Annotated in this window: 17 protein-coding genes; 16 read left to right on the top strand and 1 reads right to left on the bottom strand. The window is 67.1% G+C overall.

The genetic code is table 11. From position 1 onward, the window contains the following. Window positions 1–13 precede the first annotated feature (13 nt). From ACZ562_RS10935 to ACZ562_RS10885, 11 genes are all read left to right on the top strand, one after another. Window positions 14–2,785: a carbohydrate-binding protein gene (locus tag ACZ562_RS10935; RefSeq protein WP_471176246.1), complete on the top strand. Its 2,772-nt coding sequence runs from the start codon at window positions 14–16 to the stop codon at window positions 2,783–2,785. Further along, window positions 2,785–4,470, top strand: a complete 1,686-nt coding sequence (locus ACZ562_RS10930) for a hypothetical protein (protein ID WP_471176242.1) — start codon at window positions 2,785–2,787, stop codon at window positions 4,468–4,470. Before ACZ562_RS10935 ends, ACZ562_RS10930 begins: the two co-directional genes overlap by 1 nt. Before the next feature lie 16 nt (window positions 4,471–4,486). Further along, window positions 4,487–4,801 (top strand): hypothetical protein, encoded by a 315-nt coding sequence (locus ACZ562_RS10925; protein ID WP_471176239.1) that lies wholly within the window; start codon window positions 4,487–4,489, stop codon window positions 4,799–4,801. Between the two features lie 164 nt (window positions 4,802–4,965). Then, window positions 4,966–5,973: a hypothetical protein gene (locus ACZ562_RS10920; protein ID WP_471176237.1), complete on the top strand. Its 1,008-nt coding sequence runs from the start codon at window positions 4,966–4,968 to the stop codon at window positions 5,971–5,973. Between the two features lie 72 nt (window positions 5,974–6,045). After that, window positions 6,046–6,306 (top strand): hypothetical protein, encoded by a 261-nt coding sequence (locus ACZ562_RS10915; protein ID WP_471176235.1) that lies wholly within the window; start codon window positions 6,046–6,048, stop codon window positions 6,304–6,306. Beyond that, on the top strand, window positions 6,303–7,247 hold the full coding sequence (locus tag ACZ562_RS10910; RefSeq protein WP_471176232.1) for a helix-turn-helix domain-containing protein: 945 nt from the start codon (window positions 6,303–6,305) through the stop codon (window positions 7,245–7,247). Before ACZ562_RS10915 ends, ACZ562_RS10910 begins: the two co-directional genes overlap by 4 nt. Before the next feature lie 76 nt (window positions 7,248–7,323). After that, window positions 7,324–8,007 carry an ATP-binding protein gene (locus tag ACZ562_RS10905; protein ID WP_471176229.1) on the top strand — a complete coding sequence of 228 codons (684 nt, stop codon included), beginning with the start codon at window positions 7,324–7,326 and terminating at the stop codon, window positions 8,005–8,007. After that, window positions 8,000–8,245, top strand: coding sequence for a hypothetical protein (locus ACZ562_RS10900; RefSeq protein ID WP_471176226.1), 246 nt, complete (start codon window positions 8,000–8,002; stop codon window positions 8,243–8,245). Before ACZ562_RS10905 ends, ACZ562_RS10900 begins: the two co-directional genes overlap by 8 nt. Then, entirely contained in the window at window positions 8,242–9,519 is a 1,278-nt protein-coding gene (locus ACZ562_RS10895; RefSeq protein ID WP_471176224.1) for a DnaB-like helicase C-terminal domain-containing protein, read from the top strand. The genes ACZ562_RS10900 and ACZ562_RS10895 overlap by 4 nt, the downstream gene beginning before the upstream one ends. Beyond that, entirely contained in the window at window positions 9,494–10,471 is a 978-nt protein-coding gene (locus tag ACZ562_RS10890; protein WP_471176221.1) for a toprim domain-containing protein, read from the top strand. The genes ACZ562_RS10895 and ACZ562_RS10890 overlap by 26 nt, the downstream gene beginning before the upstream one ends. Next, window positions 10,471–12,108, top strand: coding sequence for a DEAD/DEAH box helicase (locus ACZ562_RS10885; protein ID WP_471176219.1), 1,638 nt, complete (start codon window positions 10,471–10,473; stop codon window positions 12,106–12,108). Before ACZ562_RS10890 ends, ACZ562_RS10885 begins: the two co-directional genes overlap by 1 nt. Here the strand turns inward: ACZ562_RS10885 and ACZ562_RS10880 are convergent. Further along, the gene (locus tag ACZ562_RS10880) at window positions 12,087–12,278 is read right to left on the bottom strand and encodes a type II toxin-antitoxin system Phd/YefM family antitoxin (RefSeq protein WP_469059664.1); all 192 of its coding nucleotides are present in this window, start codon (window positions 12,276–12,278) and stop codon (window positions 12,087–12,089) included. The genes ACZ562_RS10885 and ACZ562_RS10880 overlap by 22 nt on opposite strands. Window positions 12,279–12,419: 141 nt before the next feature. Here ACZ562_RS10880 and ACZ562_RS10875 point away from each other — a divergent pair, with 141 nt between their 5' ends. The 5 genes from ACZ562_RS10875 (at window position 12,420) to ACZ562_RS10855 (ending at window position 15,588) form a co-directional block, all read left to right on the top strand. Beyond that, window positions 12,420–13,307, top strand: coding sequence for a hypothetical protein (locus tag ACZ562_RS10875; protein ID WP_471176215.1), 888 nt, complete (start codon window positions 12,420–12,422; stop codon window positions 13,305–13,307). Between the two features lie 210 nt (window positions 13,308–13,517). Then, window positions 13,518–14,015, top strand: a complete 498-nt coding sequence (locus tag ACZ562_RS10870) for a hypothetical protein (protein WP_471176213.1) — start codon at window positions 13,518–13,520, stop codon at window positions 14,013–14,015. Continuing rightward, window positions 14,012–14,503: a MerR family transcriptional regulator gene (locus ACZ562_RS10865; protein ID WP_471176210.1), complete on the top strand. Its 492-nt coding sequence runs from the start codon at window positions 14,012–14,014 to the stop codon at window positions 14,501–14,503. The genes ACZ562_RS10870 and ACZ562_RS10865 overlap by 4 nt, the downstream gene beginning before the upstream one ends. Next, window positions 14,500–14,724: a hypothetical protein gene (locus ACZ562_RS10860; RefSeq protein WP_471176207.1), complete on the top strand. Its 225-nt coding sequence runs from the start codon at window positions 14,500–14,502 to the stop codon at window positions 14,722–14,724. Before ACZ562_RS10865 ends, ACZ562_RS10860 begins: the two co-directional genes overlap by 4 nt. Window positions 14,725–14,727: 3 nt before the next feature. Next, window positions 14,728–15,588: a hypothetical protein gene (locus tag ACZ562_RS10855; protein ID WP_471176204.1), complete on the top strand. Its 861-nt coding sequence runs from the start codon at window positions 14,728–14,730 to the stop codon at window positions 15,586–15,588. Window positions 15,589–15,607 lie beyond the last annotated feature (19 nt).

The following is a 15,607-nucleotide window of genomic DNA, read 5'->3' as shown; positions in this document are numbered from 1 at the left end:
AGGAGATATGCACATGGCCGTGTACGGCTACGACTACTACGGCAAGAGCCTGTACGGAGCCGAGACGGCGGTCCAGTACAGCGTCGAGCCCGTCACCGCGACGCCGGTCGCTCCCGGCCACATCCAGCTCGCGTGGGGCGCCGCGTCGCAGAACACCTGGAGCGTCCTGCGGATCGTCCGCAACGCCTTCGGTGTGCCGGCGCACGGTGAAGACGGCACCGTCATCGCCGAGATACCCAAGAGCGCCCCTGGCCGTACCTGGGACGACATGGGGCTCCCCACGGGCCGGGTGTTCTACTACGCCATCTTCCTCGGCGTCACCACCTGGTCGAGCACGACGGCATACGCAGCCGGCGACGTCGTCAGCTACAACGGCATCAACTACGGTGCCATGGCCGGCAGCACCGGCATCACCCCCGGCAGCGACAGCAGCTATTGGGAGCCTGCCACCCTCACCGAGGATTGGGTCCGAGCCGGTGCCGCGGCCGGCCTGTCCGTCCTGGACCAGGGCTACGCGCTGCGCCTGTACGAGTCGATCCCTCGCGCCTACCGACTCGACACCACCGAGGTCACCGGGTACGAGGACGGCGTCACCAATCCGGAGCTGTATAAGTTCCTCCGGATCTTCGGGCACCAGCTCGACACCATCGCCACCGAGACCGGCATCCTGCGGGACCTGCGTCGCATCGGCACCGCACCGAACACCGCAGTCGAGCACCTGGCCCACCAGTTCGGCGTGTCCAACGAAGTGAGCGACGAGCCCCTGCGCCGCCGGCTGCACACCAAGAAGGCCGTCGGGCTCGCCCGGAACCGGGGGACCGACGCGGGCATCAGCGACCTCATCAACACCCTCACGGGCTGGGACGTCGAGATCGGCGACAGCAGCAACCTCATGCTGAACCAGGACCAGAGCGCATTCGCGAACCCGCAGTACCCCGCATGGAACAAGGACCTCACCTACCAGGGTGGCGAGGTCGTGGCCTACAACGGAGCGCTCTGGACAGCGGTGAAGTCCGTCAGCAACCAGACGCGGGCCGACCTCCTCACCGTCGCGGCCAGTTCCGGCACCGTGACGAAGAACCCCAACGGCGGCTTTCAGCAGGGGCCAGGCGGGACGATGCTCCTGAGCGTCAGCCCGAACCTGGCGCTGAGCGGCCCGGTCAACTCCTACGTCACGCTGAACTTCACCATCGCTGCGGACGGCGTGTACGACCTGTCCATCGGTGCCATCGACGGAACGGCCTACGGTAAGACCGACTACTACATCGACGGCGTCAAGAGCAGCATCGGCACGGTCGACCACTACCTGGCCCCGCTCGCAGGCAAGCCGCGCATCTGGTACTCGACTCGCTACCTGGGGCGCTACACCCTCACCGCCGGCACGCACACGTTCATGACGAAGGTGGTCGGCAAGAACGCCGCCGCGACGGCCTACAACGCCGGCATGAACACCTTCTCGGTCACCGGCACCGTCGACCCGTCGCACGGCCAGGAGCCCGTGGTCGGCAGTGGCTGGTGGAGCAAGGTCACCGAAGGCTCCAGGATCGACGTCGGCAGCGCGCTGACCAACCCCATCACCCGATCCCCCTCGACCTGGAGCCTGCGCAACCTGATCACCGGGGCCTACCCCGGCGGGCTGAGCGTGGCCGCCGGCCTGACCGCCGTCACCGGTACCAACACCGACAACAACTCCGGCATCGTCACCAACCAGGGAAGCTCGGCGGCCACCCTCGGCGTCCGCTCAGTCGGTACACCCGTCGCCACCGCCTGGTCGTCGAGCACCGTCTACCGCCTCGACAACCTCGTCCGAGACGCAAGCGGCACGGTCTGGCGGGCACTCGTCAAGAACCAGGGCGTGCAGCCGGGCACCAACCGCAACATCTGGGAAGTCGCAGACACCCAAGGCGTCGACCCGCTGGACATGGCAACCATGGTCCGGCAGTGGGGCGTGCCCCTCAACCGGATCCCCCAGTGGAGTCCCCAGGTCGGCTACGTAGCCGGCGACCGTGTGGCGTTCAACAACTTCGCCTACGTGGCTCGCGTCGACTCCCGGAACAAGCAGCCGGACGGCGACGCCGCCGACAACACCTACTGGTCCTTCGCCGGCCCCGCTCAGCAGAGCTTCACCACCTCCGCCTACACCAAGCTGCTGTCCGGCGGAAGCAGCACCCTCGCCGGTCCGTTCGTCGAGTGGTACGACGAGCAGGGCAACTTCATCACGGCCATCAACGACGGAGGTAGCTACAACCAGGGGTTCTTCCAGCGCTTCAACGAGCCCACCCCCACGCTCGCTGGAGACAAGAGCTTCTCCAGCAGGTGGACCTGGGACGGATCCAACGCCTGGCGGACGAGCGGCACCTGGGTCGTCTCCGACGGCATGCTCTCGCCGATCACCCCGAGCACCACGCCCTACAAGCTCTATGCCCTGAACACGATCCCCTGGGGCTTCCCGATCGGCGACCTGCGCTTCTACATCACCTTCATGAGCCGGCCCCGCCTCGGCTCCGGAGCCGAGCATGGCTTCGTCATCCGCTCGAACAGCGACGCCAGCAGTTTCTGGATGGCATCGCGAACCCGGCTTACCAAGACCGTCAGCGGCACGATCACCGTCATGGCGACCTGGCCGGAGATCCCCGATGGCGGACGCATCTTCATCAACCACGCCACGAACCTGATCGAGGTCTACCAGTACGTCGGCCCCGGCGTTGCTCCCCGAAAGCTCGCCTCGGTCGCCCAGGCCACCCCCGACGGGGCGTACTTCGGTCTGCTCGAAAGGAGCCTGTGATGGCCCCGGTCCTGTCCACCCAGCCCATCCAGACGACCGTTTCGGCAACCGGAAGCGACCCCGTCACCGAGTACTCCTTGATCATCAGCGCCGCAGCCACCAGCACCTCCAGCGGCACCGCAGCCATCAACACCCTTGCACCGGCCGGCGGCTTTGCCGACCTTGGCATCGCCAACACCACCTCGCCCGACCCGGCCATGTCGTGGGTCAGCGGCTCGGAGCTGCTGACCAGCGTGACCTCGGCCTGGAAGCGAATGAGCCTCACCGCGACCGCGCCCATCGACTACAACCGCGGCGAAGCCGGCACCCTGTGGAACGGCGCCGCCTACGCCAGCGTCGGCTTCCACTGGGACAGCCTCCCCGCCGCCAGCGTCGTCGCCTTCGACCGCATCCAGTTCACCGGAGCACCCTCCAGCAACCTCCTGGACCGCTCGGCCGCCTTCCACGACGACCACATGTGCTACGAGTCCTACAACGGCACCGTCGCCACACGCACCCAGGAACGGGCGATGGTCGGCGCCTACTCGGCGAAGTCCACCATCCTCTACATCCCCAACGGCTCCACCGGATGGAGCCTGGACCCGCACACCGACGCGCTCGCCCCGCTCAAGGCTGGCAGCGGCCGAATCACCGCTCGCGTGTCGGTGTCGACGGACGTGTCCCGTAAGTGGCGGGTCTGGGTGCGCTGCTACGACGCCAACTACAACCTGGTCTACGACGGCCTCTCCGCGGCACCCGACAACACCAGCCAGCCAAACGGCATCTGGTCCACCGCGCAGGTCAGCGTCACCGCGCCGAGCACCGCCAGGTACGCCTGCGTGACGCCGTACGTCTACTACGGAAGCGGATCCCCTCAGATCGGCTGGTACTTCTACGCCGACGCGCACTACATCGCCTACGACTCGGCCGACCCTGCTTACCAGGTCCCGGATTGGCTGGCGCCGCGAATGCTGACCATCCGCGTCAAGCCGAAGCGCGCCAACCTCGTCAACAATCCCGGCATGAATGTGGGGACCTCTCGCTGGGGATTTCACGGCGCGACTGGAGTGACCAACACATTCACGTGGGACGGCACCGTCGGGAGGACGAAGCCGGGATCTCTGAAGTACCAGGCGCCCGCTGGTGGCACCTCGACGCCCAACCAGTTGGGCATCGCCACTCTCGGCGGCATCAATCCGGGGACCAAGGGCGGCGACCTGCTCCGGACTGGCGTACCGCACACGGTCTCCGCCTGGGTGAACGTCCCCGCCGGCTATCCAGCCGTGAGCGCCGCAGCCTGGGACCCGATCGCCGCGACCTACCGCTACGGCCCTGACACCGACTGGATCAAGGCCAACAGGCCCGACCTGGTCGATGGCGACTGGGTGCGCGTCTTCTACACCTGGACGCCGCCGGACACCAGCACGCGCCAGATCTATGCGGGTGTCCTCGTGCCCAAGGCGACGTACGCGGCGAGCAGCAACGGAATCGCCTTCTGGGCAGACGACATCCTCGTCGAAGAGGGCACGGAATTGGGGGACTACTTCGACGGATCGGACCCTTCTGCCGATTACCTGTGGCAGGGCACCAGCGACTCTTCCAAAAGCCTCTACTTCCCCGGAAGAGCACGGCACGCACAACGTCTCACGGAAATTCTCCAGGACAATGTTCCGTGGGGAACAACGTTCAATCTCGTCTTCTCGTAAGAATTCCGGAGTGTCAATGGACCGAGTAAGCCTTGTCAACCTTCTGGTCGGCGCTGTCCTTCCCCTTCTCGTCGCCTTCGTCTCCAAGGAGACCTGGGCCGGCTGGGTCAAGGGCGCCCTCCTCGCCGCGCTGTCCGCGGCCGGCGGCCTGGGCACCGAGTACGTCTCCGACCCTTCTGCCTTCAACCTGACCGTCGCCGGCTGGAGCGCCGCCGCAGCCTTCGTGTTCGGTGTCGCCGCGCACTTCGGCGTCTACAAGGACACCACCCTCCAGGAGCTGCTCGCCAAGGCGCTCTACAAGGCGCCCACCACGGCGGACGCCAACGGCTGATCCACCCTGCCGGCCAGAGAGCCCGTCCCGATCATCGGTGCGGGCTCTCTTGTTGCTCAACTTGTTTCACAAGTTGAAGAACTTGTACGTTAAGATGTTCCACAAGTCTTGATCCTCCGGCGCGTCCGTCCGGACGGCGCGACGTGCCCGTACAAGGAGCACATTTGGCCACCATCCACATAGCCGTCGCCGGCTCCGGCCCCGTCGACAGGGGCACCGTCACCGAGCTGCTCGACGACTGGCTCGGCATCGACAGCAAGGGCCGGCCGACCAACGACGACGAAGTGCAGTTCGTCCTCCCCGCCGCCGCCGACCACATCACTCCGGCCGTCAAGGCGGTCTACAACTGGAGCGGCGAGGTCGACCCGGAGGTCCCCTACACCGCGGTCGTCGCCCAGACCCTCGACAAGGCGTCCAAGGTCATCCGCGACAACGCCGAGTCGGCGGTCCCCGCGCGGGATGAGGAGATCTACACCGTCCTGGGCAGCACGCTCGCCGAGCGCGACGGAGACCGCTACCTCCTGGTAGCCGCCGACGAAGGCGACGACGACCTTCGCGACCTGGTCGACTACGCCCACGACGAGGACATCACCGTCCTGGACCTGCGCGACGCCCTCAAGCAGATCACCCCGTCCGAGCCCGAGCCCGAGGTCGAGGCGGACGACGCGGCGGAGGAGGACGAGGACCAGGTCGACGAGGACACCTCCCAGGAGGAGCCCGAGGCCGAGGAGGAGCCGTGCAAGGGCGGCACCCAGACCCTCGTACCGCTCCCCGAGCAGTCGGCCGACGAGCCGGAGGAGACGCTGGAGGAGGAGGTCGCCGCGGCGCACCGCGATGTCGTCCACATCGAGCGCTACCGGCCGCCGAACGCCGACGTCGTCGAGGTTCTCGAAGCGGTCGTCAGGCACCTGCGCCTGGTCGACGAGTCCAACGCCGCTGCCAATCTGGCCGAGGTCCGCTACCGCCCCATCACCGCCCTGGCCATGAAGGGCCTGGAGTCGGTCAAGGCCAGCGCCGTGCAGGCGGCTGAGCCGGTCGAGGTCGTGGAGCAGCCGGCGAAGCGGGCCACCGGCAAGGTCCGCAAGGAGTGGCTCAACCCCAAGACCAAGCAGTGGGAGCCCCTGCGCGGCCGGCCCCGCAAGGACGTCGAGATCCGCGAAGTCGCGGCCTGAGAAGGCCACCGAGCGGGGCGGTCCCCGGCCGCCCCGCTTCCCCTTGCCCCACCGCTCTTCCGAGGTGACCAGATGAGCCACGACGACTTCCCCACCGGGACGCTCCAGGGCTGGGCCAACGCGCCCGTGAGCGTCCCCCGCGAAATCGCTGCCGACGTCCGCATGTCCAGCGGCGCACGCGGCCTATACCTGTACCTGCTGACCCGCGAGGAGGGCGCCGAACTGACGCCGGCCGCCCTCGCCGAGGAGCTGTCCGACACCCTGCCGAAGATCAACGGCTGGTGGGTCGAGCTGAAGTCTGCCGGCCTGATCATCTCTGAGGGTGGCCGGTGACCGAAGAGCAGCAGGACCGGCTCCAGGCCCACGAGCTGTGGGTGCAGACCCCGCACGTCTTCATCCTCGATCACAAGATCTCCGACGCGGCCTTCCGTCTCGGCTGCCTGCTGGCCAAGTACGCCGGGGCGAACGGCTGCGCCTTCCCGAAGCAGTCGACGCTCGCCAAGGACCTCAACTGGTCCCTTCGCACGGTCTCCCGGCGCATCACCGAGCTGCGCGAGAGCGGCTGGCTGCGCAGCGAGCGGCGCTGGTCGGGCGGTCCGTGCAACTACTTCCTGGCCACCCCGGAGGAGATGGGTTACGCCAAATCTGGCGTAGGGGTCACGCCAAATGTGGCGCAACAAGAAGGAGATTCAAAGAATCTCCTTCCTTCGGAAGGGCCGCACGCTCCGCGCACGGCGTCGCGTAGGCCCTCCCGGCGAGCCGAGGAGGAGCGCCGGGCGGCCGAGGAGGACGCCTACGACCCGGCCAAGGCCATGGGTCTGTGGGACGACGAGGCGCCTGCTCAGGACGGCTCCGAGGCCCCGCACGGATCCTGGGGTGCCGGCCGCCGTGATCAGGGCTCCAGCGGCCGTAGGCCCGGTCCTGACACGGGTCCTGGGCTGGCCCGACACTGGCGCGAGACGGTCGGCGCGCAGCCGTGGGCGTTCGGCCTGGAGGCCAACGTGAGGGCGCTCGCCAGCCATTTCGTGAAGCTCAAGCAGGCCGGCTTCACCCCGGACGAGCTGCGGGCCATGTCGGAGCTGTACGCCACCACCGAGGGCCTGCGGAACCCGCGTGCGCTCGCCTGGCAGGACTTCATCGGCAAGCGTGCGCTGCTCATCGACGCGGTGCGCAAGGAGCGCGACGCGAGGGCCGCCAGCGAGCGTCCGGACGAGGTCTACGACGGCTGGGACGGCCCGGCGGATCAGCAGCCGGCTGACGACTGGTCATGGTGAGCAACAACTTGTGCTTCAAGTTGAACAACAAGTTGTGGTTAGATGTGGTCCTCGATCAACCGCAAGGAGGAGGACCGTGCAGACCGCCGAGCAGACCAGGGACGAAAGCCTGGTCTGGCGCACCGCCCGCATCCCGGTGAAGCACTGGGGCCACGGAGTCGACGCCATCGACCAGATGCACCCCGACGTCCAGGCCGTCGTCGAGCGCTTCATCACCACCTGGCACCAGCGCTACATCCCGCTGGACTCGACGATGGCGCAGCTCCCCGAGGACCGCAGCCTCGTCGGCAAGGGCCTGCTGCTCTTCGGCAACGCCGGCACCGGCAAGACCACCACCGCCTCGGCGCTCCTCACCACCATCCGGCGCACCTACGGCGCCGTCGTGTTCTTCGTCCCCTTCGCGGACTACGTCCAGGCCCTGATCGACCACCGCAACATGCGGGACCTCTACCAGGCCACCGGGGACGAGTACGCCCGCGAGAAGTTCCTGGCACTCCAGAAGCTCCTGGACAAGGTGCTGACCTGTGCCTTGGTCGTCCTCGACGACATGGGCAAGGAGCACCACACCGCCAGCGGCTTCGCAGCCGACGTCTTCGACGCGCTCATCCGCGGCCGGCACCGCAACGGCCGCCCCACCATCCTGACCAGCAACAACAAGCCCGGCGACTGGGACAAGGTCTACAACGCGTCCATGCAGTCCTTCCTCACCGAGGCGTGCGAGGTCGTCCCGATGGCCGGAAGGGACCACCGCCGTGGCTGACACATGCGGCGGCGCCCACCTCTACGAGCACAGCTTCGAACTTCCGGCATGGATGCCCCGCCACCAGATCCGCCACATCAAGCGCTCCGGACTCGCGGTCATCCTCGCGCAGATGCGCCTCGACGGCGTCGAGCCCGACTGGTCCACCCTCCAGCTCCACGTCGAGTGGCCCCGGCGCACCGGCAAGACGGTCCTGATCAACACCATCATCAAGGCCCTGAAGGGGGGAAGCCAGTGACCGCGGTCCTGTCGCACGAGCACAAGCTCCTGTGCAAGGTCATCGCCACCGGGGACATCACCTCGGTCCTCAACGCCAAGATCAAGCCCAGGCACATCACCAACGGCGACGTCCGGCGCGTGTTCGAGGACATGATCGCCTACAACGCCGAGTACGGCACGGCACCCACCCTCGACGCGGTGCGCGCCGACCACCCGACGTTCGAGGTCACCGAGGTCGACGAGCCGATCGAGTACCTCATCGACCGGATCCGCGACCGGCGCCGCACCGCACTGACCGAGCGCGGCCTCAACGCCGCCGTTGAGGCGCTCGTGTCCCAGGGCGACACCGACCACGCCCTCGACATCGTTCGCGCCCTCATCAGCAAGGTCGCCGAAGACACCCCCGTCGGCAACGACTTCAACTGGGCCCGCACGGTCGACGACCGCCTCGCCACCTACCGCTCGTATGCCGAGCGGGAGGAAGGGGAACTGATAGGTCTTCCGACCGGCTTCCCCTCCCTCGACCGACTCACCCTCGGCCTCCAGGCCGGCCAGATGGTCACCCTCACCGGACTGGAGAAGTCCAACAAGACCACAACCCTTCTGGCCATCACCCGAGCCATGCACGCCGTCGGCGCACGCCCGCTGCTCTTCTCCTTCGAGATGAGCGCCATGGAGATCTCCGAACGCCTGGACGCCTTCCTGGCCGGCATCAGCCAGCGCAAGCTCCGAGCCGGCGAACTCAACGAACTGGAGTGGAAGCGGCTGGAGAAGGCCATGCGGAAGCTGGAGGGGATGGGCGACTACATCATCGCCGAGGACCCCTCCGCCCGGATGACCCTCGACAACGTCCAGGCCAAGATCGACGAGTACAAGCCGGACGCAGTGATCATCGACGGCGCGTACTTCTTCGTGGACTCCGTCTCCGGCGAGCAGCAGACCCCGCTGGCTATGACCAACATCAGCCGCGGCATCAAGCGCATGGCCGCCCGCAACGGCCTCCCGTTCGTCGTCACCACGCAGGCCCTGCGCAGCAAGCTCGGCTCCAACGGCCTCAACTCCGGCTCCATGGGCTACACCTCCGCCTTCGCTCAGGACGCCACCCTCGCGCTCGGTGTCGAGCAGACCGACGACCCCATGTTCTACAAGCTCAAGGTCCTGGCCGGCCGCAACGTCCCCAAGGACGAGTGGTTCGTCAAGCTCGACTGGGAGTCCGGATCCCTGATCGAGCAGCAGGGCGACCCCTTCGGTGAGGAGGCGGACGACGATGTCCCGGCGTACGCGGGTTGGTAACCAAGACCTCTTCGACGCGCCCATCCCCGGCGACGTCCTCTCAGCGCTCGGCAAGCTGGGCATCGAGATCGTGGGGGAAGACTCCGAGAACTGGCGCATCCCCTGCCCCGCACACCTGCGGCGGAAGGGGAAGGAAGACCGCAACCCTTCCTGCTACGTGCACAAGGACACCGGAGTCTTCCTCTGCTTCTCCTGCGCATTCAAGGGACCCTTCGTCCGGCTCGCCGAGGAGATCCGCGGTGAGGGAGAAGACGACGCCGTCCAGTGGGTGAGCGACCAGGGCGTCATCGACCGAGCCGTTCGCCTCTTGGCCGGTGAGACGTACGCCAAGAAGCGGGAGACGGAAGAGGTCACCGAGGCGCACCTCGCCCTGTTCACCGAGCCGCCGGCCAAGGCCCTCGCCTCCAAGGGCATCACCGCCGAGGCGGCGCTCCGCTTCGAGATCCTCTGGGACCCGAAGCGGAAGTACTGGATCTTCCCCGTCCGCGACGAGAAGGGGAAGCTCCTGGGCTGGCAGGAGAAAGGCAAGGGCCACTTCCTCAACGTCCCGGAAGGCATGCAGAAGGGCGACTCCCTCTTCGGTCTCCAGGCCCTGGACGGCGAGGAAGGCGTGCTCGTCGAGTCGCCCATCGACACCGCCGTTCTGTGGACGGCCGGCATAGCCGGCGGACTCGCGAGCTACGGCGCCATCCTCACGCCCAAGCAGCTCTACATCATCGGCGGGCGTCTCAGCCGGCTGGTCGACGCCCACGACAACGACCACGACGGCAAGCGCGAGCGGCGCAAGGTCTTCGACCACTTCCACGGCACCGGATTGCTCGTCCGCTACTTCGACTACGGCGACCTGGACGTGAAGGACCCCGGCGAGATGACACCCGAGCAGAACCGGGCCGCGTACGAGGGCGCCTACCACCCGATGATGCGCCGGCTGGCCGCCTTCGGGAGCCGCTGATGTTCACCGGAGTCCTGCACCCCTACCAGGCCGACGACGTCGACCGCATCGTCGACCGCGGCTCCATGCTCGCCGCCTACGGCATGGGCACCGGCAAGACCGTCATGGCCATCGCCGCCGCCGAGATGCTCATGGACGCCGACAAGCACATCACGTGCATGATCGTCGTGCCAGCCGCGCTGAAGTGGCAGTGGGCGGAGAGGATCGCCCAGTTCACCGACGTCGACACCAAGCAGCGCAAGGTCGGCAAGGCCCACATCGTCGTGCCGGCCGACCACCACTGCACCGTCATCGACGGAACACCGCAGCAGAAGCGGAAGCAGTTCGCCTACATCCAGGAACAGCAGCCGGACTACATCATCACCGCCTACGAGAACCTGGTCCACGACTGGACCGACGTCCGGAAGATCAAGCCCGGCATCGTGGTCGCCGACGAGGCGTCCCTGATCAAGACCTTCAACGCGGAGCGCACCCGGAAGATCAAGCGGATCAAGGCCGACCACCGCATCGGGCTGACCGGAACCGTCATGGACAACGGGAACCCGGAAGAGCTGTTCTCCGTGTTCCAGTGGGTCGACCCGGAAGTCCTGGGGCCCTGGGAGTACTTCGACCCTGCCTTCATCGTCCGCAGCAAGGGGAAGGGAAGGACCGGCTTCCCCGTGGCCTACAAGAACCTTCCCCTTCTGCACCAGAAGGTCTCGACCGCCATGGTCAGGAAGACCCGCGAGGATCCCGAGGTGGCCAAGTACATGCCGCGGGTGGAGCGCAGCAGCGTCCTCGTCGACCTCGACCAGGCCACCGCCAAGGTCTACCGCCGCATCGCCAAGGACACGTTGTTCGAGCTGTCCAAGGCGGCCGGCCACGGCTCCGGAAGCATCGACCTGGCCGCGCTCTACTCGGGCAAGGCCAAACCCACCGAGGACACCGCGCAGGGACGTGTGATGGGCCGGCTGCTGGCCGTGCACATGCTCGTCGACCACCCCGCACTCATCAGGGACTCGGCCGAGCGCTACCTGGCCGGCAAGGGCGGCAGCAAGTACTGCCTGACGCTCACGGAGTCGGGGATCCTCGACGGCCTGGACCACTCGCCCAAGCTGGAGGAACTCAGCCGGCTTCTCCGGAAGGAATTGATGCGGGACCCCGCCCTGAAGGTCGTGGTCTTCTCGTTCTTCAAGGGCGTCCTCCGGCTCATCGCCGAGGCCATGCCCCAGTACCGTTCGGTCTCGTTCACCGGAGACCACAGCGCACTCCAGAAGGCGGAAGCCAAGGCACTCTTCTCCTACGAGAAGGACGTGCGGCTCTTCCTGGCTTCCGGTGCCGGCGGCTACGGCCTCGACCTACCGGAAGCCCGCATCCTCATCAACTTCGACCAGAGGGACAGCGCCGGCGCCCAGGACCAGCAGGACACCCGGCACGTCCGCGCCTCCAGCCAGCACGACACCGTCCAGGTCATCGACCTCATGGCGGCCGGCACGGTCGAGGAACGGCGCAGCCAGCGCCGCCAGTTCAAGACACGCACCACCTCGGCCATCCTCGACGGCCGTGGAGCCGACGACGACGGCCGGGTGGTCAACGACGTGGAGACGTTGCGCGAGAACCTGGAGCGCTCCCTGCGTCAGCTCCCGCTGGCCGCCTGAGCATCCAGCGCAGCCTGAGCCCGTTGGTACCACTCGGCCGGCACCAGCACTGCCACTTGCTTCCCATGCCTGGTGATGACCGTGATCTGGTCGTCTTCCACCGCAGCGTCGATGTGGTCCCGCAGCTTGTCGCGCGCCTGCTGCACACCAACGGTCTCGATCTTCGCCATGTCGGTAGCGTACCGGCCTGGCAGTTCTGTAAGGTCTGGAAGGTCTGAAAGTATTTCAGTCCCAGACGACATGTACTCACACACGAAAAGACGGCCCTGGGCGCGCACCCAGAGCCGTCGGAGACAGGAGCCGTGACTCCCATGCAGAACCCTAAGCGACGCCGGCCGAAGCCGGAGGCCAAGAAGCCTGAGCGCGTACCCGGCGAGCGCTTCACCGTGTACTTCGTCATGACGATGACCGTCGCGGCCATCCTCCTGGCCTTCCTCTTCGACTTCGGCAACGTCTGGGCACTCGCGGCGCGGCTCGGCGTCCCCGAGCACGTCCAGGCCCTCGTCGCCCCCGCGGTCAGCCTCTCCTACCTCGGCCTCATGGTCGGCCAGCAGTACCTCGGTCTGCGTGGCTGGAGCGACGCCGAACTCCGGCGACCCCGCATCTGGCTCGGCCTCATGGGCGTCATGACCTACGGCCTCAACTGCGCCGACGCCTTCATGCGCGGTGCCATCGGTGAGGGCCTCTTCGACATGGTGATGCCCACCCTCCTGCTGATCTGGGGCGAGATCGGGCCGTGGCTGATGAGGCAGGTGCACTTCGCGCGCACCGAGTACACCGACGCCCAGACTGCTGAGCCGGCTGTCACCGAGGCTGGTGCCCAGGAGGAGCTGCGCAGTGAGGTGGAGGACCTGCACCGCAAGTTCGAGGAGCTGCTCGCCGAGGCGTGGGCCAGGGACCTGGAGCAGGGTGACCAGCCGAAGCCGCGCGGCCGTCGCCAGTCCAAGCTGCGGCCGACCGCTCGCGAGTTCATCTGGACCTGGCTCAACAACGGCAAGACCTACGACGACCACCCGGCTGCCGCCTGGCACAAGGAACTGGTCGCGCAGATGGGGGCGGAGGCCCCGACCGTCGAGCGCTGCCGGCAGATCATGCGGGAGGAGTTCGCCAAGATCGAGAAGCTGTGGGGGCAGGCCAAGGAGAACTCCTCGAACGTTGACGAGCAGATCCTGGGCATGGAGGAGGCGCTGAACGCCTGACCCGACCCCGTGAGCCCCGGCCGGCCTGCGCTGGCTGGGGCTCACTGCCGTCTCCCGAACTTGTTGCTCAAGTTGTTGTTCAACTTGAGCAACAAGGGTGTTAGTCTGTGATCAGTCGCCAGGGCGAGCCCCCGATCTGCGGCGGTCGGCTTGTACCGCGCAGTCAGCCGCCCTGGCGACTGCTCACCTACTCGTACTTGAGGAGACGGCGTGGAATTCTCTGACGCCCCGGCAGGGTCCGTACTGACCGCGAACACGCCGGAATCCGCATTCGAACGCAAGGCCGCTCAGTGGTTCCTGATCAAGGACCGCGTCGACACCCAGACCACCCTGCTGAACAAGCTGCGCGACGACATGTCCGACGACTTGCGGGCGTTCGGGGTCCAGGACGAGAAGGGCAGCTACATCATCGAGCTGCCTCGACCGCTGCGCCTCGGCGAGAAGTCCTACAAGGGCATGAAGTTGGAGCGGTACACCACCCAGGGGACCGACGAGGACGAAGCCGAGGCCATCGCCCACGACCTCGACACCGAGGCCGCAGAGCAGGGCCAGGACGCCGTCATCTACGACCGGCTCTTCCCGCAGGTCCGGCAGTTCGACCCCCAGGAGGCGTACGTCCTCTACCAGGAAGGGCTGCTGACGGAAGACCACCTGGACCGGATCTTCCCGGAGACGGAGGGCTTCCGGTTCAAGCGGGTGGCAGCATGAAGGACTGGGACCGCGAGTTCGCCACGATCGCCGGCCAACCGCCCACGCAGTTCTACCCCGGCTCCACCCGCCGCATCTCCCGCCGGCCGGTGCGCTCGCAGGTCGACCCGCAGACAGCGGAGCAGGCCCAGTACGACAGCCCGGACCGATGGGACGCCAAGCCGCAGGTCAAGCCGTATGCCGGCGGGTACCGCGAATTCTTCGGCATCGGAGACCTCGCCAAGGCTCTGCGCCGCGACGCCGTGACCATGCGGAAGTGGGAGTCGAGCGGGGTCATCCCGAGGGCCACCTTCGTCATCAGCGGCAAGACCGCGAACGGAAACCGCCGCCTCTACACCCGCGAGCAGATCGAAGCCATCGTCCGCATCGCGGAAGAGGAAGGGCTCTTCGACGGCGACCCCCGAGGCATCCGCATCACCGACACCCGCTTCACCGAGCGGGTCAAGGAAGCATTCGAACAGCTCAGGCAGAGGGAGGCGGCGGCGTGAAGCCGGTCGTGGAGTTCTACGAGAAGGAAGTCCAGGAGACCTTCAACCTGGGCTCCTACGAGCAGATCAAGGTAACGGCGCGCGTCCGAGCCACCGATCCGCGAGTCCTCGACGACGCCATCGACGACCTTCTCGCGCGTGAGCGAAAGATGGCGGCCGACCTGACCACCGAGGACAACTCCTTCGTGCACGAGCACCCCGCCATCAACGACGAGGACTGATCTATGGCCCGAGGCAATCTCGACGACATCTTCGAGGAAGACGCACCCGACACCAGGCGAGCCGGCCGCAGCCGGCGAAGCTCGCTCGGTGAGGACGACGCCCCCAAGACGCGCCGCGGTCGACAGGCTCAGGGCCGCGACGCGTTCGACGAGGACGACGACGACGCCGCACCGAGCAAGGGACGCCAGCGCACCAACTCCGCCCGCAAGCAGTCAGCCTCGGCCGGATGGGACGCTTTCGACGACGTAGCCGGCAGCGGCGGCCAGAACTACGAGGCCAAGAACGAGATGCGCCTGGAGATCACCAAGGATCCCCAGCTCATCCGCCTCCTGGAGCCGGCCCCCTTCGACTCCTACGAGTACCACTACGTCCGGGAGATCACCAGCGGCAAGCGGTCCTTCCGCGGGCTCGCGCCGGCCGACGACTGCCCGCTGTGCGACGACCTCGACCACTACGGCCGCAAGGTCGCCGTCTTCAACGTCGGCCTGTGGGACGAGGACGACGAGAGGTGGGTCCACAAGGTGTGGGAGGTCGGCATCCGCGCCGCCCGCACCCTCCAGGCCATCGCCAAGGACCCCAAGAAGGTCGGCAAGGAGCACGTCGGCGACCTCACCTCGCCGCAGCTCTACATCGCCGTCCACAAGACCGGCAAGGGCACCAAGACCGAGTACCACGTCGAGGCAGTCAAGGCCCGCGACGTCGAGTCGGACTGGGACGCCAACGAGCTGAGCGACGACGACCACGAGCGCCTGTCCAAGTCCCTGTACTCGGATGCCTGGGAGCGCCACTGCACCCGCGCCGAGCTGGAGGCCGCCGTACAGAAGGTCCTCAACGGCGTGGACGACGACGAGGACGACGACTAGACCACCCGACCGGCCGCTC

The organism is Streptomyces sp. NPDC040410 (assembly GCF_055595715.1).
Note: the sequence above shows the minus strand (reverse complement) of the source record. Positions and strands in the feature narration are given on the sequence as shown.